Origin of the sequence: Paraburkholderia sp. SIMBA_030 (assembly GCF_046535245.1) — a bacterium.
Taxonomy (GTDB): Bacteria; Pseudomonadota; Gammaproteobacteria; order Burkholderiales; family Burkholderiaceae; genus Paraburkholderia.
Genome location: NZ_JAWRXB010000001.1, coordinates 520,608 through 538,939 on the forward strand (window position 1 = coordinate 520,608; position 18,332 = coordinate 538,939).

Below are 18,332 nucleotides of genomic sequence, written 5' to 3' on the forward strand. Positions count from 1 at the left end.
GCTAATATTTGAACTATGTTCGATTTTTCACGATTGTGCAACCCGGCTTCACGAGTATTGACAGTCGCGTCATACGACGTTCACAATTAAGAACAACATTCATAAATATAGATAATCGCTATCGCGTCGCCGGATGCACGATAGCCACGGGAGACGGGAGTCAGCCTTCATGAGCACTGCAGCATCCCCAGAGGACATCGCACTGATCGTCGGTGCCGGCCATGCGGCCGGCGAGTGCGCAACCAGCGTCCGTGACCAGGGCTGGACGGGCCGCATAGTGCTGGTCGGCGAGGAACCGCATCTGCCGTATCAGCGCCCACCTTTGTCGAAAGCGTTTCTGTCGGGCGAACTGAGCGCCGAACAGCTCCATCTGAAGCCGCAGGCCACTTACGACAAGGCCCGGATTGAATTCATCCCCAATACCCGGGCCGAGCGCATCGACCGCGCGGCGCACACCGTCGCCCTGTCGGATGGTCGCGAGATCGGCTATTCGAAACTCGTAATCGCGACTGGCGGGCATGCCCGCAGGCTCGCGCTGCCGGGCATTGAAGTCATTGAGAAGCAGCCGAACTTTCACTACCTGCGCACGCTCGACCATGTCGCGCGGATCCGCACGCAGTTCCATGCGGGCGCACGGCTCGTTATCATCGGCGGCGGGTATATCGGTCTCGAAGTCGCGGCGATTGCGGTGCGGCGCGGTCTGCACGTCACCGTTCTCGAAGCACTGCCTCGCGTGCTCGCAAGGGTGACGGCGCCCGAACTTTCTACATTCTACGAACGGGTGCACCGTGAAGCCGGCGTTGACGTACGCACCAGCACGGCGGTTAGCGGCTTCGAACTGGATGCGTCGGGCGATGCGGTCGCGGCGGTTGTTTGCGGCGACGGTTCACGCATCCCGGCGGATCTGGTCATCGTCGGTGTCGGCCTGCAGCCCGCCACGGATCTGGCCGCGGCAGCGGGCCTCGCCGTGGACAACGGCATCGTGGTGGACGAGCATACCCGCACCTCCGATCCGGACGTCTTCGCCATCGGCGACTGCACTAACCATCCCAACGGGCTGCTAGGCCGCCGCTTGCGGCTGGAGTCCGTGCCCAACGCCATGGAACAGGCACGCACGGCCGCGGCCACACTGTGCGGCAAGGAGCGCGTATACAACAGCGTGCCGTGGTTCTGGTCCGATCAGTACGATCTGAAGCTGAAGATGGTCGGCCTGTCGCAGGGCTATGACGAGTTCGTGCTGCGCGGCGCGCCGGAAAGCCGATCGTTCTCGGCGTTTTATCTGAAGGACGGCGTGATGCTCGCTGCCGACACCGTCAGCCGCCCGCAGGAATTCATGCTAGCCAAGCGTTTTGTCGGCGAGAAGATTCCGGTGCGCGCCACCGAACTCGCCGACGATTCGATCCCGCTCAAAAGCCTGCTGCCCGCAGCCTGATTAAACTGACTCGATCCAACGACATCATGCCCATCATTCGATTCATTCAGCCGGACGGCGACGAAACGGTCGCAACGGCCAACCTCGGCGAAACCGTCATGCAGACCGCCGTCAACCATCAGGTGCCGGGCATTCTGGGAGACTGCGGCGGTAGTTGCAGCTGCGCAACCTGCCATGCGTATGTCGACGAAGCGTGGGTGAGCCACATGCCGCCCGCCGAGTCGTATGAGACCGACATGCTGACCTGCGCGATGGACGTGCGGGAGAATAGCCGCCTCACATGCCAGCTCAATGTCACGCCTGAACTCGACGGTCTGGTGGTTCGTCTGCCCAGCACGGCCTGAAAGCGGTGCGGCGGGCGTTCTTCCCCTGCCCACCGTTCGCTCCGCACCGCTTCGCGACGTGGAGCGAGTCAGGGCGAACGCGTCAGCACGTCGAGCGCGGCCGGTTCAACCGCTTCCCAAAAGGACGCCCAGGTCGGGAAAGATTGTGGCAGGCGCGGCTGGTATTTGTCGCTCTCGTACTTGCCGGGCCAGTTCTGAAAGCGCGGTGTCCCTGGTCGCTCCAGCCAGTCGGTCGAGTACCAGTGGCGTTCATCCCGGCATTCGAAATACCAGTTGCCGTCGCGCCGTACGTAGTGGTCGAAATAGCAGATCGCCATGACGACCCATTTGCCGTTGTCCTCATGCTCGGCGCGGCAATACACCTGGCCCGTTGCATGATCGGCATCGACCAGATCGATGGCATGTCCGCAGATCTGGTGAATGCTGCGGTAGAAGCCGCGCAGGATATGCTCCGACCCGTAGAACGTCTTCAGCGCGGCGCGACCCACGCCCCACCGGCCGCAATTCACGTCGTCGGTGAAGAGCGTGACAAGGCTGTCCAGATCGCGCGAATCGACAGCAAGCGCGTAGCGTACGGGCAACTGCTGGATCGCCAGTTGCGCCTCGATACGGTCGATTCGAGCCAGCAGATTCGCATCGATTGTCATGTCGTTCTCTTCGCGCCGACCGTCACGCCGCCCGAGGTGCGGGCGCGGATTTCATCGGCGTAGTACGGTTGATGCGACAGCAGCCCGCCGTCCACGTTGATGATTTGCCCCGTGACAAAGGCCGCCTCATCGGATGCCAGGTACACCACCGCATGTGCCACGTCTTCCGGCTGCCCGAGGCGTGGCGTGAGATGATGGCTGAGCATCATCTCGCCCACGGCTCCCGCGTAATGGCCCACTGTCGCCGGCGTCACAATCAGGCCGGGCGCAATCGCGTTGCAGCGAATGCCCTCCTTGCCATGCTGAGCGGCCACATAGCGCGTCAACGCTTCAATGCCCGCCTTGCACACACCGTAAGCGCTATAACCGAGTGCGCCGGCCTGAGCGGCGCCCGACGACGTGTTGATGATCGAGCCGCCTCCGCGAGCGCGCATCAGCGGGATGGCGTAGCGCGACGCCAGCATGGTGCCGCGCAGGTTGATGCGCATCGTGTCGTCCCAGACGGAGACATCGACAGCCTCCACAGCGGCATCGACGGTACTCGACAGCGAGGTGGCCGCCGCGTTGTTGTGCAGCACGTCGAGGCCGCCCCACGTTTCGAGGGTAAGCGCAAACAACGCCGCTATCGAGGCCTCGTCGCCGATATCGACCCGCGCGGCAATCGCTCGACCGCCCTGCTGCTCGATGCGCTGGGCCTGCGCGACGGCCCCGTCGAAATCCCGGTCTGCCACGACCACCTGCGCGCCTTCAGCGGCAAGCATCGCGGCGCATGCCGCACCGATCCCGGACGCTGCGCCCGTGACGACGGCGATCCTGTCTTTGACTCTTAACATAAGCGCAATTCCTTGTGATTGGACACGTTGCCCGATTCAATGCATCGCCGCGAAGCGCGCGAGGTGAAAGTCGATATCGCCGAACATCTTTTCCATCATGGTCATCTTGCGGAAGTAGTGGCCGACCTGATATTCCTCGGTGATCCCCATGCCGCCGTGCAACTGAATGCCTTGCGCACAGACGAAACGGCTGGCGCGCCCGGCGACCGCCTTGGCCGCCGAAATAATGGCGCTGCGTTCCCTTGCCGGCCGATCCAGGTGAGCAATGCCGCAATAGAGTATCGAGCGGGTCTCCTGCACGGCGACAAACATTTCGGCCATACGATGCTGCAGTGCCTGGAATTTTCCGATCGGCTGACCGAACTGCACGCGGGCCTTGATGTATTCGGCGGTGATGTCCATCACGGCTTCCATCACGCCGAGAATTTCGGCCACACTGGCCAGCGTCGCGAGTCCCGTCGCGGCTTCGAGCACCTCGCGAGCGCGATCGGGGGCCACCAGTAACGAGGACGCCTCCAGCTCGACGTCGCGAAACTCGATGTCCGCGGCACGGGACCCATCGAGCAGACGATACGTACGGCAACTCACGCCTGCCGCGCGGCGGTCCAGAACAAAAATCGCGGGGCCTTCTGCGTGGTCGTCGAGACGCGCGGTCACCAGCAACTGGTCCGCCGAACCACCCGCCATCGCTAGCGTCTTGGCGCCGCTCAGCAGATAGCCACTGGCCGTCTTGCGTGCGACGGTACGTTCGCTGCAGCCCAGCTTGAACCGCGAACCCGCTTCACTGTCGGCGAGCGAAAGCAGCAAGCGGCCTTCGATCACAGCCGGCAGGAGCGCCTGCCGTTTGACATCCGAACCACTACGATCAATGATGGCCGAACACAGAAGCGCTGTTTGCACGAAGGGTTCGAGCACCATGCCGCGCCCGAACGCTTCCATCACGATGGCCGTCTCGACAAACGAGCAAGCGAGGCCGCCAACATCTTCGGGCAGCATCAGGCCGAGCCAGCCAAGTTCCGCGTAGTCCTGCCAGCGCGCACGGCTAAAACCCTCTTCGCTTGCAGCAATCTCGCGGCGCGTTTCGAATCCATATTCCTGCTGAATGAACCGGTCTACGCCGTCCTTCAGCATCAATTGTTCTTCGGAGAGGTTGAAGTCCATGGTCAAAGTCCAAAGGCGAGACGGGCAATAATGTTCTTCTGCACTTCCCGAGCGCCGCCGTAAATGGTCGAGGCGCGCCCGATGAGATAGCCCGTCGTACGGCCCGCGACGTAGCCCGGCCATGCGTCATCGGAGGCCGGATCGTCGAAGCACCAGTCGCCGTGCTGCTGGAAGCGCATGGTGCGCGGACCGAGCGCGTCGATCTGCAACTCCGTGACGCGCTGCTGCATCTCCGAGCCGCTGATCTTGAGCGCCGACACCACGGCGTCCAGATTGCGCGTGTTCTTTTCTCCGGCCAGGATTCGCAACACCGACCATTCGAGCGCCAGCAGATCCACTTCGACCGACGCCAGCTTGCGGGCAAATTCGGGCGTCTCGATCAGACGCACGCCGTCCACGATTTCCTGTTCGGCGATGCTTTTAGCGCGCTGCAATTCCCGCTTGTTGAAATAGAGGAACGCGCTCGTCGTGCGCTCCTTTTCGAGCAGATATTTCGCGTAGGTCCAGCCCATGCCCGCCTCACCGACCAGCTGTGTGCGCGGCACGCGAACGTTTTCGAGAAAGATCTCGTTCAGGCCTGTTCCGCCTTCGATTGAAACGATCGGGCGTACGGTGATCCCAGGCGTATCCATCTTGACGAGCAGAAACGAGATGCCGCGCTGCGGCTTGACCGTCGTGTCCGTCTTGACGAGGAAGAAGCCCCATTCGGCAATCGAGGCGTCGCTGGTCCAGATCTTCTGACCGTTGATCACGTATTCGTCGCCGTCGAGTACCGCCGTGGTCTTCAGACCCGCGAGGTCCGAGCCTGCATTCGGCTCAGAGAAGCCCTGACACCAGAATTCGTCCCCGGAGAGAATGGCAGGGAGAAAGCGTTTCTTTTGCCAGTCGGAGCCGAACGCAATGATGACGGGTGCCACCATGTGGGTTGCCTGCCAGCCGTAGTCCATCGCGTCCGCGTTATACAGCTCTTCCATGAAGATATGCTTGCGAAAAGCCGTCCAACCGGTGCCGCCGTGTTCGACCGGCCAATGCGGCGCGCCCCACCCGCGCCGATGCAGAATGCGCTGCCACGCACGGATGTCGTCCTTCAACGGAGGATGCGCCCCGATCCTCCAGCGATGCGAAATCGCGGCCGGTAACTGCTCCCTGAAAAACTGCCGGACGTCCTGACGAAACGCTTCGTCCTCCGGGGTGTACTCGAAGTGCATGCCTGACTCCTCCTGCGATGTTCCCATCCGCGCGCCCACTGCAGGTCGCACTGCCTCGCGGGCGTCGCCCGCTTGCGGCGGAATTTTTAATCGACCTAATGCCCCTTGAAGTTGGGCGTTCGCTTTTCCCGCGCGGCAAGCCGTCCCTCGGCGGCATCCTCGGAATTCACCGCGAGTGCGACAGCATTCAGTTCCTGCGCGAGAAACGCTTCCATGCTGCCGGCGTTCAGGCGGAACAGCTGTTTGGTCAGTCCAATCGAGAAGGTCGGCATGGCCGCCAGCTCGGCGGCGAGCGCTTCGGCGGCTTCCATGAGCCCCGCGTCCTCGACGACGCGGCTCGCCAGCCCCGCTTCGAACGCCTCCTGCCCGGTCAGCTTGCGATTGAGGTACATGATCTCCTTCGCGCGAAACTCGCCGCAGTGACGGGCGAGTAGATGCACCATCCCGCCCTCCGGCAAAGTCGCACGCATCAGAAAGGCTGGAATGAACTGCGCCGTGTCCGAAGCCAGAAGCTGGTCGGCGCACAGCGCGAAGCTCCACGCAATGCCGACCGCCACGCCTCGCACCGCCGCGACCACGGGTTTATCGAGGTTGTAGAGCTTCAACGCAACCTGCTGATAAACGGCCATCGACTGGCGCGCATGCGACACGCTCATCTGCGACGGCGTTGCGCCACCACCCTTGATATCGGCACCCGCGCAAAAGGCCCGCCCTGCGCCCGTCAGGATGACCGCGCGGATTTCCGAATCACGCTCGATGCGATCAAGATGCTCGATCAGCATGGCCAGCATGTCCGGCGTCAACGCGTTGAGCTTTTCTGGACGGTTCAGACAAAGCGTGGCAATCGCGCCCTTCAGTGAAAGATCGACATCCATGATTTTCGGGTCTTACAGTAAGTGGATCAGCCGGATAACCCAGATGCTCCCGCATGACTCGGGAGCGCTTCATTCGCCGCGTGCGCGCAGCTTGATCATGCCGTCCCCGAAAGGCTCGTCGCGGCGCTTGAGCGCTTCCTTCAGACCAGCGGCGTCCATATCGGCCTTGAATTGCGCGCGGCGTGGCCCCTGGCTCTGATGCGCACGCGCGTCGTTCTCGACGGCGAGGCGCTGCAGCGTACGTGCACCCGCCAGTTCAAGCCCGAGATTCACGATCCGCTTGTTGGCCGAGAGCAGATCGGCATCGACGAAGGACAGCCGGCGCGCCAGTTCGGCGACTTCAGCGTCGAGTTCGTCGGCGGGAACCGCGTCCATGACCAGACCGATCTTCGCCGCGTCGCGGCCGGTTAGCGAATCCCCGGACAGCAAGAGGCGTTTCGCCCACTGCGGCCCGACGTGATAGAACCACATGTGCGCAGGCGGTGAGCCGTTGGCGCGTGTCGCGGGAAAACCAATCCGCGCGTTGTCCGCCGCAAGCACCATGTCGCAGGCGAGCGCGAGGTCGGTGCCGCCCGCAAGGCAGTTGCCGTGTACCTGCGCGATGATCGGCTTGTGTACATCCGCCATCAGGTTGACGGTTTCCGCCTGCCGCTCCATCGACCAGCAGTCGTCGTCGAAACTGCGTACCGTACCTCGATATTCACCCGGATCGACCTGCTCCGCCGCGCGGTCCGAATAGGTCGTGACGAGGTCGTAACCGGCGCAGAAGTCCTTGCCGGCGCCGTGCAGGACGATCACGTTCACCGACTTCAGATCGTCGGCCTCGAGCAACGCCTCTTTCAGTTCGCGCAACAGGACGCCGTTAATCGCATTGCGTTTGTCCGGACGATTGAGGGTAATCCGCGCCACCCGCTCGGCGACCTCGAATTGAACGCATTCCGTGCTTTTGAGCCATTTGCCCATGATTCACTCTCATTCGTAGAAAGCGGCATGGCCGCCACGCGTTCAGCGGCTGTACCGCTGGCGCAACACGACTTTGCTGATCTTTCCGGTAGGCAGGCGCGGGAGTTGGTCGACGAACTCGATCGACTTCGGACACTTGTAGCTGGCAATCAACTCCCGGCAAAACCCGATCAGGTCCGCCTCCTGTACCGTCTCACCAGGCCGCAGCACGACGATGGCCTTCACGCATTCGCCCCATTTTTCGTGTGGTACGCCGATTGCTGCCGCGTCGATCACGGCCGGATGCTGCAGCAAGGCGTTCTCCACTTCACGGCTGTAGATGTTTTCGCCGCCCGAGATGATCATGTCCTTCTTGCGGTCCACCAGGAAGACATAACCGCGGCTGTCCTGATAGCCCATGTCGCCGCTGCGATACCAGCCGTCGCGCAACGCTTCGGCGGTCGCCACGCTGTTGTTCCAGTATCCGCTCAGTTGGGTCGCCGAGCGCAGCCACACTTCGCCAGTCTCGCCCTGCGGAAGGTCGGTGCCGTTATCGTCGACGATGCGCAGTTCGATCCCCGGACAGGGATGGCCGACCGACGCCAGACGCCGAACTTCTTCCGGCGTGCCACGCGGCCGCACTTCATGCGCCGGCAGCCAGCAGGCGTTGCTCTCGGTCATACCATACTGGACCGCGAACACAGGACCAAGCACTTCGATGCCGCGTTCGAGGAGCGGCACCGGTACCGGCGCGGCTGCCGTTGTGATGTTCTCGATACTCGACAGATCGTAGGTGGACAATTCGGGCACATCGAGCAATGCCTGCAGCATCGCGGAAACGAGGAACGTGAAGGTAATACGCTCGGCCTGGATCGTCTCGAGCATCGCCCTCGGCTCAAAGCCGCGATGCAGCACGGTCGTGCCGCCCAGCCACGCGACCGCGTTCACATAACCGATGCCGCCCACATGAAACGCCGGCGTGGTCTGCAGCACCCGTGAGTGTCCGGAAAATTCGGTGACCAAGGCGCAGCTTTCCGCCGTCGCGCACATCGCGCGGTGCGTACGGACCACCCCTTTCGGGCTCCCGGTTGTACCGCTCGTGTAGATCAGATACGCGAAGTCGTCGGGCTGCGAGCGGATCGGCGGCCCGTCAGGCGAGCCGGCTTCCATCATGGATTCGAATGGCATCGCCCACGACGGCGCATCGCCAATACAGATATACCGCTCGACATCCGGCATCTGCGGACGCAGGCCATCCACCAGCGTGGCATATTGCGCTTCGAAGACGAGTGCTTTCGGCGCCGCATCCTTCAGGATGTGCAGGATTTCCGCAGGCGCTAGCCGGAAGTTGACGGTCGCGAGCAGAAAGCCGGCCCATTCGCAGGCACGATAGGTCTCGTAGTACTCGGCGCAATTCATCCCCAGCACCGCAACCCGGTCCTGCCTGCGCAACCCCTGCCGATACAACGCATCCGAGAAGCGGCGGGCGCGCTCCGCCATCTCGCCGTGCGTCACCCGCCGGTTGCCAAACACCAGCGCGTCCCTATCCGCATAGAAACGGGCATTGCGCTCTATCATCTCCCCAAGCGTTTTCATCTCGATCCTGTCGTTGTAGGTGGGGTGTCGGCGCTTCAGGCCGCAAGTGCCTGAGGGTCGGCGAGCAGCGTGGCAATCAAGGCCGTGAAGCGCGCCGCATCCGCACCGTTGATGACCCGGTGGTCGTAGCTCAGCGAAAGCGGCAACATCTTGCGCCACGCCACTCCGCCATCGTCCGAAGGCTGCGGTGTCAGCCGGGTTTTCGTCACCCCGAGAATCGCCACTTCAGGGGCGTTGATGATCGGTGTGAAACCCGTACCGCCAACGCCTCCCAGCGAACTGATCGAGAAGCAGCCGCCCGCCATTTCCGCCATCGAAAGACCTTTCTCGCGCGCCTTTGACGACACCGCCGTCAGTTCCCCCGCCAGTTCCAGAACACTCTTTTTGTCGCAGTCGCGCAGCACCGGGACCAGCAGGCCGAAGCGCGTATCCACCGCCACGCCGATGTGAAAGTACTTCTTCAGCACGAGGTTCTTGCCGTCGCCATCCAGCGATGCATTGAACTGCGGAAACGCCTGCAACGCACGCACAGCCGCCCTGATCAGGAACACCAGCGGCGTCAGCTTCACCGTCGCTCCGTCTTCGTTATACGCGTTGCGGAAAGCCTCAAGGTTCGTGATATCGGCGTCGTCCTGATGCGTCACGTGCGGAATCGCCAGCCAGTTGCGCGACAGGAATGCACCGGTCAACTTCTGGATGCGAGAAACCGGCTTGACCTCGATCTCACCGAACTCGGCGAAATCGACCTGCGGCCATGGCGGCAAATTCGCGCCAATCCCGGCTGGAGCCGAACCGGTTACCGCGGCGGGCGCCACGACGGAAGCGGGAGAGGAAACGGGTTCGACGCTCATTGCGGATGCCTCGCTAGACTGTTTCAGCCTGGGTGAATGACCGGTGCCGGCTCAGACGATTTCCGCCAGCACCGTGCCGACCGGATACACCTCGCCTATCTGGGCCACGATTCGCAGCGTTCCTGAGGCCGGAGACTCGACTTCCTGCACCGACTTGTCGCTCTCCAGCGCATAGAGTGCCTGACCTTCGGCGACTGTCGCGCCGTCCTCCAGGAGCCATTCGGTCAGCGTGCCTTCGTTCATCGAAAAGCCCAGCTTCGGAAGCAAAACCTGTGTGGACATAAGTAATCTCTTCGGGATGGTTAAAGTCAGGATTGGGCTCGCGAACCCGTGTCGTCGAGCGTCGCGCGAATCGCGGCCTCGATCTGCGCCGCGCCGGGTACAAAGGCGTCTTCAAGCGGCTTTGAAAACGGCACCGGGCAAAACTGCGACCCCACCCGTTGTACTGGCGCCTTGAGCTCGCGAAACAGCGATTCATAAATGCGCGAGGCGATTTCGGCCCCTACGCCAAACGGTTTGACCGCTTCGTGCACGACAACGGCGCGGCCGGTTTTGGCCACCGAGGTGAGGATCGTTTCCGTATCGAGCGGTGAGACCGTACGCAAATCGATGACTTCGCACGAGATTCCGGCCGTACCGAGCTGTTCCGCCACTGCCATCACTTCGTGCACGCGGCGGCTATAGCTGATCACCGTCACGTCCGTGCCGCCGCGTACCACGTTGGCCTTGCCAAGCGGAATCCGCACGCCGCGTTCCGGCGCCTTGCCCGGGTTCCAGTAGCTCGGCAGGTTCTCGATGAACAGGCACGGATCGTCATCTTCGATGCACGACAGCATCAGTCCGTAGGCATCCGCAGGCGTAGACGGCGCAACCACCTTGATGCCTGCGACGTGCGCAAACCACGCTTCGAGATAGTCGGCGTGCTGGCCACCCGTGCCAAACCCCGCGCCGGTCATTGTGCGGATCACGAGCGGCACATGCGTCTGGCCGCCCGACATGAAGCGCAGTTTCGCCGCGTGGTTGACGATCATGTCCATCGCGACCGTCGTAAAGTTCATCAGCATGATCTCGGCCACCGGACGCATGCCGACGATTGCCGCGCCAATTGCCGCGCCGATAATGGCCTGTTCCGAAATGGGTGTGGACCTGACACGCGAGCTGCCGTATTTCGACGACAGCCCTTTGGTCACACCGACAATGCCGCCTTCCTGGCCGTCGGCCACGTCCTCGCCGAGGACGATGACATTGGCATCGCCCGCCATCGCATCGTCAAGCGCGAGGTTGACGGCCTGAATCGTATTGATGTCCGTCTGCGTCTGGTTCATGCAAGCACCTCGTCTTTAAAGATGTCGCGCCGCAATTCGGCGACGTCCGGATAGGCGCTCGCCAGCGCGAACTCGACGGCTGCATCGATTGCCGCGTCGTGCGCCGCTTCCATCTCCGCCAGTCGCACTTCGGTTGCGTGTTTCGCCGCGATCAGCCACGCCCGGAACAGCGGCACCGGATCTTTCGCCACCCACGCTGCTTTTTCGTGCTGGTCCATATAGGCATCCGGGTCGCCGAATACGTGGCCGTGAAAGCGGAACGTGTTGGCTTCGATCAGCGTCGGTCCGCCACCGTCGCGAGCCCGCTCGACAGCCTCGCGCGCGACGCGATACATCGCGACCGGATCGTTGCCATCCACTGTGATTCCGGGCATCTGATAGGCCACCGCACGCTGCGCGATATTCGGCACCGACGTGCCATAGGCGTATTTCGTATGTTCGGCGTAGCCGTTGTTCTGGCAGACGAACACGACCGGCAGCTTCCAGACCGACGCCATATTCAGCGACTCGTGAAATGCCCCGATGTTGGCTGCGCCGTCGCCGAAATAAGCCACTGCCACGCGTCGTTCACCGCGAATTTGCGCGGCCAGCGCAAGACCGTTCGCGATCGGCATCGAACTGCCGACAATGCCTGTCGTGACCATCACGCCGGACGCAGGGTGGGTGACATGCATCGGGCCACCCTTGCCCTTGCAGGTGCCGGTGACACGCCCACCCAGTTCGGCCCAGAGATCCTTGAGCGGCACGCCCTTGGCGATCATGTCGTGCACGCCGCGATAGATCGTGCAAATGTAGTCGTCATCGCTGAGACAAACGGACACCGCCGACGGAATCACCTCCTGGCCACGCGGCGAGTAATACGGCATGACCAGCTTGCCGGACTTGATTACTGAACGAAAGCGCTCGTCGTTCTGCTTGATGAGCGCCATGCGCCGATAGATATCGACCAGTATTTCGCTGCTGGGCGGCTGATGGACTTTCATGCGAAGGTCTCCTTCGATCACCAGATCGATTGGGCGCCGCTGGCATGCAGCGCCGCGATGTATCCGAATACGAATGACGCGCCGATACTGCTGCCTGCGCCGGGATAACAGCGGCCCACCACGGACGCCGTGCAGTTGCCCGTTGCGTAGAGCCCCGGAATCAGCGAACCGTCTTCTTTCAGCACTCGGGCGTACTCGTCCGTGACGAGTCCGCCCGCCGTGCCGACATCGCCGGGGTACATACGGACTGCGTAGAACGGCGCCTGCTCGATCGGTCCGAGATTTGGATTCGGCTTGATCGTCGGGTCGCCGTGACAGCGGTCGAAGGCTCGCGAGCCGCGTCCGTAATCGCTGTCCACCCCCGTCTCGCAGAAACCGTTGAAACGTGTGACGGTCTCCTGCAAGCCGGCGGCGTCGATCCCGCATTTGTCCGCCAGCTCCACGATCGATCCCGCCTTGATCATGTAGCCGCTATCGAGCCACTGCTGCGGGATCTGCCCCTGCATCGCCGTACCCCAGGGGTAATACTTGCGTTGCCGGCTGTCCATCACCACCCAGCCAGGCACCGCCTTGCCGGTCTCCTTGTGGCGCCGATACATGCGTTGGCCGATCTCCATGTACGCGCCGGCTTCGTCGCAAAAGCGCTGGCCGTCCTGGTCGACCATGATCGAGAACGGCAACGACAGATCGAGGTGGTGCATGAAGGGCAGCGGCGAACCGTCCGGCGCACGCGCGCCCTCGGGCAGCGTCTCATTGGGACCCAGCGAGGTCACGACCCACCACGCCTCTTCCATGCAATCCACGGCTGCACCGATTGCTACGGCGGCTTCGAGAACTTCGCCGGTGTCTCCTGGGTTGGCGTTCGTCCAGTTGCTCGACGACGGTTGAGGCTGATACTTGCGGCGCATTTCGGCATTGCGCGAAAAACCGCCTGTGTTCAACAGCACGCCTTCACGCGCACGCACGCGCATTTCGCGCCCGCCGCGCGTGGCGATCACACCCGTGACGCGGCCATCCTCAACGATCAACTCGCGCACCGGCGTATCGGTCCAGATCGGAATATCGGCACGCAACGCCATTTGCAGCATGCGTCCCTGAATCGCGGCGCCGTTCGAAACCAGCTCTTTACCCGTGACCTTCTGATAGAGCATGCGGCCCGCGAGCTGCATTGCCTTGCGTTTGCCGCCCCACGTGCGCTTTAACAGGAACAACTCAGGAAACTCATTGGAGTTTGCGGGGATCGACGGACCCTTGTAACGCGAGAGCTTCGGCGCCCACTCGCCCAGTTCCTTGATGTCGAACAGTTTCGCCAGCAAGGACCGGCCACGCGGTTCGCCGCCGGGCAACGTGTCGTAGTAGTCCGACCAGCCGTCTGCGTAGACAAACTGCATGCCCTGCTTTTCCAGAAACTCCGCCATCTTCGGACCGGTTCGCAAATACGCCTCGCGACGCGCCGGCGATGAGCCTGGCCCCTGATAGGCAACCGCGGCATCGAAATATTGCCGCGCGCGTTCGTAGGAGTCGTTCACGCCGTGGCGTTTCATCACGTGGTTGTTCGGCAGCCACCAGACGCCACCGGAATAGCCCGTCGAGCCGCCTATCTTGTCCTGCTTCTCGATGATGATGGCTTCTTTGCCTGCGTTCTTGCATGCAAGCGCGGCACACATCGAACCGCCGCCGCTGCCGACCACCACGAAGTCATAGCTTGCATCCCAGGCAGCCATGTTCACGCCCCCTGCGCGATGAATTCCCGCAGCGCGCGGTGGAAATTGGATACCGACGTCTCCTGCAGCGGGTTCGTGCGAGCCCCCTTGAAACCGCGCGATTTCATGCCCTGCTGCACGTTCGTCATGTTCTGGAAGTCCTGCCACAGGATCAGACCGAAATTCTCCAGTGCGTTCTGCTTCCAGTCGTCGACGCCGTGGTAAAGCTCGCGCTTGAGCGGCGGCTCCGCACCCGGCGCATAGCGGACCAGCGACCAGATGTCGTAAATGCAGGAATCTGGATTGTCACCGTCGGGCCGCGCACGGTAGAACAGCGCACCGTCGGGGTAAGGCAGGAAAATCAGATTCGGGAACACGTGCCAGTCGGCGCCCGCGCGTCCCATCTGCTCGAACGAAATGTCAGGCCAGCCCGCACCTTCGGCAACGGCCGCTTCGCGCTGGAACTCCATGGCCTTGGCCAGTACTTCGAACTGGTTGCCGCTTGGGGCCATGTCGGTCAGCAGACGTTTGGAAGCTTCGTAGTCTCGCGCCGAGTTGATGGCCTTCAGCGTGTCTTCCATCACCTTGAAGAAATTGACCAGTCCCTGCCGCACGTCTTCGGGCATCGGCTTGCCGGTACGCGGCGAGGGAGCGCCGATAAAGCGCGTGGCCGTCGCGTAACCGAACATGCCGTGGCGTCCATAGGCGAAGCTGCGAGTCACGTCGTCGCCGGCGACGTCGAGCAGTTGCGGGTGCGTGGCCGAGACGTGATAGCCCTCGTTGAACGCCTCCAGCGCGACCTTCCAGTTGCACGGCAACCGGATCGACTTGTACCAGCGGTAGCGCATCTTTTCGAACTCGAAGCAGTTCGTGATTTCGGGTACCGGTTCGAGAAACTTTGCGAGCGGTTCGGCATTGGGATCCATGTTGACGAACACGAATCCGCCCCACGTGTCCACCCGTACCTCCTGAAGCCGCAGATCGCCGTCGGCCATGTCGGGGCAGCCTTCCCAATCGCTGCGATCGAGCACGCGCGCGATGCTGCCGTCGAGATTCCACTGCCAGCCGTGGAAATTGCAGCGAAACTTCGCCGCCTTGCCGCAGCCATTCGTCAAACGCCGGCCACGATGCTGGCAAACGTTGTAATAGGCGTTGATCCGGTCGGCCGCCGTGCGCACCACGATGATCGACTCATCGATCACATCGAACGTGACATAGTCGCCTACCCCGGGAATCTCCTCGAGCCGGCACGCCACCTGCCACACGCGCGGCCACAGGTGGCGCGTTTCCTGGTCGAGGAACTGCTTCGACAGGTAGCTATCCTTGGGGACAAAATCGAGGCGGACGGGATGCTCACCCGAACCGGAATTCGTCTCACGCATTGATATCTCCTTCATGGTTTCGCCGGCTCGCATGCCGATTCTTGTGTCTTCTTGCCGGCTCACCGCCCATGGAGGCTATGTGACGCACCGGTCGGTATATATGAACGCCGTTCAAAATACTAGGCTGATGGCGAGAACCTTGTCAATCCGGTCCAACGTCAGTCCAGCGCCGCGGTAAGCGCCGGCACAGCCTCGAAAAGATCGGCGGCGAGACCATAGTCGGCAACCTGGAAAATGGGCGCCTCGCCGTCCTTGTTGATCGCAACGATGACCTTTGAATCTTTCATCCCGGCCAGATGCTGGATCGCGCCTGAGATGCCGACGGCAATGTACAGCTGCGGCGCGACGATCTTGCCCGTTTGCCCGACCTGGTAGTCGTTCGGCGCGAATCCGGCGTCCACCGCGGCGCGCGATGCGCCGACTGCCGCGCCGAGTTTGTCGGCGAGCGCGTCGAGCAATCTGAAGTTATCGCCATTCTGCATCCCACGCCCGCCCGACACCACAATATTGGCGGCCGCCAGTTCCGGCCGGCTCGACTTAGTCAACTGCTGGTCGACGAAACGGGTCCGCTCATAGGCTGGCGCAGCCGGCGCCGGCTCGATCGGCGCGTTGCCCTGCAGTGGTGCGGACTCGAAGGCTGTCGTGCGAACCGTCAGCACCTTCAGCGGATCGGCGGACCTGACAGTGGCGAGCGCATTGCCGGCGTAGATCGGCCTCACAAACGTATCGGCGCCCTTGATGGCGACGACTTCGGAAATTTGTGCACAGTCGAGTAACGCAGCGACGCGCGGCATGAAGCTCTTGCCGACAGCCGTCGCTGCTGCAATCACATGGCTGTACGGCTGAGCCAGCGACAGCACCAGCAACGCGAGATTTTCGGGGAGCGGATGCGCGTAGGCGGCGGCGTCTACGTGCAATACCTTGCTTACTCCGCTGACTTTCGCTGCATCGGCCACCGCTCCCGCCGCTTCATGACCGGCTACCAGCAGATGAACCTCGCTGCCGATCTGCGTCGCGGCGGTCACGGCGTTGAGCGTCGCGCGATGGAGCGTCGCGTTGTCGTGTTCAGCAATAACAAGGATGGACATGATCAGATCACCTTGGCTTCGTTACGCAGTTTTTCGATCAAGGTCTGAACGTCGGGCACCATCATGCCGCTCTTGCGCGCTGGTGGCTCGGTCACTTCCAGTACGGTAAGACGTGGCGTGACATCGACATCAAGTGCTTCAGGCGTCAGCGTGTCGAGCGGTTTCTTTTTCGCCTTCATGATGTTGGGCAGCGTCACATAGCGCGGACTGTTCAGACGCAGATCCGTCGTTACCACTGCGGGCAGATCGAGCGCGACGCGTTCGAGCCCACCGTCGATTTCACGCGTCACGGTCAGCACAGCGTCGGCGACTTCTGTCTTGAAGGCGAAGGTGGCTTGCGGCCAGCCGAGCAGGCCGGCGAGTTTCTGCCCCGTCTGGCCGGCGTCGTTATCGATGGCCTGCTTGCCGAGCAGCACCAGTTGCGGCGCTTCACGCTCGACGATTGCTGCCATGAGCTTCGCGACCGCCAGCGGCTGCAGCTCGGTTGCGGTCTCGATCAGGATCGCCCGGTCGGCGCCCATTGCAAGCGCGGTGCGCAAGACTTCCTGCGACTGCGCGGTGCCAGCGGAAATCACCACGATCTCGGTGGCGACCCCTGCTTCCTTGAGCCGCACCGCCTCCTCCACCGCGATTTCATCGAACGGATTCATGGCCATCCTGACGTTGGCAAGATCGACGCCGGAGCCGTCGGATTTGACCCGGGGCTTCACGTTGTAGTCGATCACACGCTTTACTGCGACCAGTATTTTCAATTGACGCTCCAGACGTTTTATGAACGATGTTCTATATTCTGAACCTGTTCTTTTGCTGCTGTCAACGACTCCGACGTGCCGGATGCGCTGCGTCACCTCGAAAGCCAGCGCCATTTCCGCAAGATCCTGGTCTGGCACGGCTAGCGGTGGCGGGCCGGATGATCGGCGGCCTGCTGTTTCGACCGTGGCCTTTCCGGACCCTGCCCCGCGTATACCCCATTTCACGGCCGTCAGAATATATCCATAATTTAGAACGTCGTTCGCATTTTAAAAATCTCCGCGGATCGACTGACTGCGTGCTCTGTCGCAGGATCGTCGGCAGCGGCTCCCGGTGAAAACTCGTCCATGAAAATGTTCTCTCTCGATGGTCAGGTTGCGCTCGTCACGGGCGCCTCGCGCGGTCTCGGGCTGGCGATGGCCAGCGCGCTTGCGTGCGCCGGCGCGACGGTGGTGCTCGCCGCCCGCTCGCGCGCCTGTCTCGACACCGCCGCTGCGTCCATTCGCGCGGTGAGCGGCGGTAGCGGCGGCGGGATCGATATCGAGCCATTCGATCTCACCGATCAGGCCGCCATCGAGGCCGCCGTGCAGAACGTTCTCGCGCGTCACGGAAGAATCGACATCCTGCTGAACAACGCTGGCGTCTGCGAGTGGAGCGATTTCCTTCAATCGACGCCGCAGATGTGGCGCCGCACCATGGATACCAACGTCACCGCGGCGTACCTGCTCGCGCAACAAGCGTCCCCGTCGATGATCGAACGCGGACACGGCCGCATCATCAATGTCGGCTCGTACGTTTCGGTACTCGGGCGCGAAAAGCTGCAGGCCTATGTAGCGAGCAAGCACGCAGTGGCGGGTCTCACCAAGTCGCTCGGCGCCGAACTGGGGCGCTACGGAATCCGCTGCAATGGCATTTGTCCAGGCTATTTCATGACCGATATGGCCGAGCCTGTCACGTCGAATGCGCAAATGAAAGAGATCGTCCGCACGCACATTTCCGTCGGACGCTGGGGGCGCCCTGAAGAACTCGGCGGCGCCGCCGTATTCCTCGCCTCCGACGCCAGTTCCTATATGAACGGGCAAATGCTGATGGTCGACGGCGGTGTCTCGGAGATCCTGAGCTTCCCGATGTCGGTGCTCTAGCCACAGTCAGCGCCGCAGCGTGGCCGGCGCCCGCTTTTTACGCGCCCTTCTTACGCGCCCATTGCGCTCA

Annotated in this window: 18 protein-coding genes; 3 read left to right on the forward strand and 15 right to left on the reverse strand. The window is 62.3% G+C overall.

Features of this window, described 5'->3' with window-relative positions; genetic code table 11:
• Window positions 1-169: 169 nt before the first annotated feature.
• Together SB772_RS02295 and SB772_RS02300 are read left to right on the forward strand one after the other, a co-directional pair.
• Window positions 170-1,432, forward strand: coding sequence for an NAD(P)/FAD-dependent oxidoreductase (locus SB772_RS02295; RefSeq protein ID WP_410831659.1), 1,263 nt, complete (start codon window positions 170-172; stop codon window positions 1,430-1,432).
• 26 nt (window positions 1,433-1,458) lie between these two features.
• Window positions 1,459-1,776: a 2Fe-2S iron-sulfur cluster-binding protein gene (locus SB772_RS02300; RefSeq protein WP_410831660.1), complete on the forward strand. Its 318-nt coding sequence runs from the start codon at window positions 1,459-1,461 to the stop codon at window positions 1,774-1,776.
• Between the two features lie 68 nt (window positions 1,777-1,844).
• Here SB772_RS02300 and SB772_RS02305 read toward each other — a convergent pair whose 3' ends face one another.
• The 15 genes from SB772_RS02305 to SB772_RS02375 form a co-directional block, all read right to left on the reverse strand.
• On the reverse strand, window positions 1,845-2,423 hold the full coding sequence (locus SB772_RS02305; RefSeq protein WP_410831661.1) for a nuclear transport factor 2 family protein: 579 nt from the start codon (window positions 2,421-2,423) through the stop codon (window positions 1,845-1,847).
• Window positions 2,420-3,256 carry an SDR family oxidoreductase gene (locus SB772_RS02310; protein WP_410831662.1) on the reverse strand — a complete coding sequence of 279 codons (837 nt, stop codon included), beginning with the start codon at window positions 3,254-3,256 and terminating at the stop codon, window positions 2,420-2,422. Before SB772_RS02310 ends, SB772_RS02305 begins: the two co-directional genes overlap by 4 nt.
• Before the next feature lie 36 nt (window positions 3,257-3,292).
• Window positions 3,293-4,417: an acyl-CoA dehydrogenase family protein gene (locus SB772_RS02315; protein WP_410831663.1), complete on the reverse strand. Its 1,125-nt coding sequence runs from the start codon at window positions 4,415-4,417 to the stop codon at window positions 3,293-3,295.
• A 2-nt stretch (window positions 4,418-4,419) separates the two neighbouring features.
• Window positions 4,420-5,625 (reverse strand): acyl-CoA dehydrogenase family protein, encoded by a 1,206-nt coding sequence (locus tag SB772_RS02320; RefSeq protein ID WP_410831664.1) that lies wholly within the window; start codon window positions 5,623-5,625, stop codon window positions 4,420-4,422.
• Between the two features lie 95 nt (window positions 5,626-5,720).
• Window positions 5,721-6,500 carry an enoyl-CoA hydratase/isomerase family protein gene (locus tag SB772_RS02325; RefSeq protein WP_410831665.1) on the reverse strand — a complete coding sequence of 260 codons (780 nt, stop codon included), beginning with the start codon at window positions 6,498-6,500 and terminating at the stop codon, window positions 5,721-5,723.
• Between the two features lie 69 nt (window positions 6,501-6,569).
• Window positions 6,570-7,463: a crotonase/enoyl-CoA hydratase family protein gene (locus tag SB772_RS02330; protein ID WP_410831666.1), complete on the reverse strand. Its 894-nt coding sequence runs from the start codon at window positions 7,461-7,463 to the stop codon at window positions 6,570-6,572.
• 42 nt (window positions 7,464-7,505) lie between these two features.
• On the reverse strand, window positions 7,506-9,038 hold the full coding sequence (locus SB772_RS02335; protein ID WP_410831667.1) for a class I adenylate-forming enzyme family protein: 1,533 nt from the start codon (window positions 9,036-9,038) through the stop codon (window positions 7,506-7,508).
• Window positions 9,039-9,073: 35 nt separating this feature from the next.
• A complete protein-coding gene (locus tag SB772_RS02340) occupies window positions 9,074-9,889 on the reverse strand; it encodes a 2-oxo acid dehydrogenase subunit E2 (RefSeq protein WP_410831668.1) in 816 nt (271 codons plus the stop codon).
• Window positions 9,890-9,940: 51 nt separating this feature from the next.
• Window positions 9,941-10,171: a biotin/lipoyl-containing protein gene (locus SB772_RS02345; protein WP_172160981.1), complete on the reverse strand. Its 231-nt coding sequence runs from the start codon at window positions 10,169-10,171 to the stop codon at window positions 9,941-9,943.
• A gap of 26 nt (window positions 10,172-10,197) precedes the next feature.
• Window positions 10,198-11,214: an alpha-ketoacid dehydrogenase subunit beta gene (locus tag SB772_RS02350; protein WP_410831669.1), complete on the reverse strand. Its 1,017-nt coding sequence runs from the start codon at window positions 11,212-11,214 to the stop codon at window positions 10,198-10,200.
• Entirely contained in the window at window positions 11,211-12,197 is a 987-nt protein-coding gene (locus SB772_RS02355) for a thiamine pyrophosphate-dependent dehydrogenase E1 component subunit alpha (protein ID WP_410831670.1), read from the reverse strand. The genes SB772_RS02350 and SB772_RS02355 overlap by 4 nt, the downstream gene beginning before the upstream one ends.
• Window positions 12,198-12,214: 17 nt before the next feature.
• Entirely contained in the window at window positions 12,215-13,921 is a 1,707-nt protein-coding gene (locus SB772_RS02360; protein ID WP_410831671.1) for an FAD-dependent oxidoreductase, read from the reverse strand.
• A gap of 2 nt (window positions 13,922-13,923) precedes the next feature.
• A complete protein-coding gene (locus SB772_RS02365) occupies window positions 13,924-15,282 on the reverse strand; it encodes an aromatic ring-hydroxylating oxygenase subunit alpha (protein ID WP_410831672.1) in 1,359 nt (452 codons plus the stop codon).
• Between the two features lie 158 nt (window positions 15,283-15,440).
• Window positions 15,441-16,370 (reverse strand): electron transfer flavoprotein subunit alpha/FixB family protein, encoded by a 930-nt coding sequence (locus tag SB772_RS02370; RefSeq protein ID WP_410831673.1) that lies wholly within the window; start codon window positions 16,368-16,370, stop codon window positions 15,441-15,443.
• 2 nt (window positions 16,371-16,372) lie between these two features.
• Window positions 16,373-17,122 (reverse strand): electron transfer flavoprotein subunit beta/FixA family protein, encoded by a 750-nt coding sequence (locus SB772_RS02375; protein WP_410831674.1) that lies wholly within the window; start codon window positions 17,120-17,122, stop codon window positions 16,373-16,375.
• Window positions 17,123-17,467: 345 nt separating this feature from the next.
• Here SB772_RS02375 and SB772_RS02380 point away from each other — a divergent pair, with 345 nt between their 5' ends.
• Window positions 17,468-18,262 carry a glucose 1-dehydrogenase gene (locus SB772_RS02380; protein ID WP_410831675.1) on the forward strand — a complete coding sequence of 265 codons (795 nt, stop codon included), beginning with the start codon at window positions 17,468-17,470 and terminating at the stop codon, window positions 18,260-18,262.
• The last annotated feature ends 70 nt before the right edge of the window (window positions 18,263-18,332 follow it).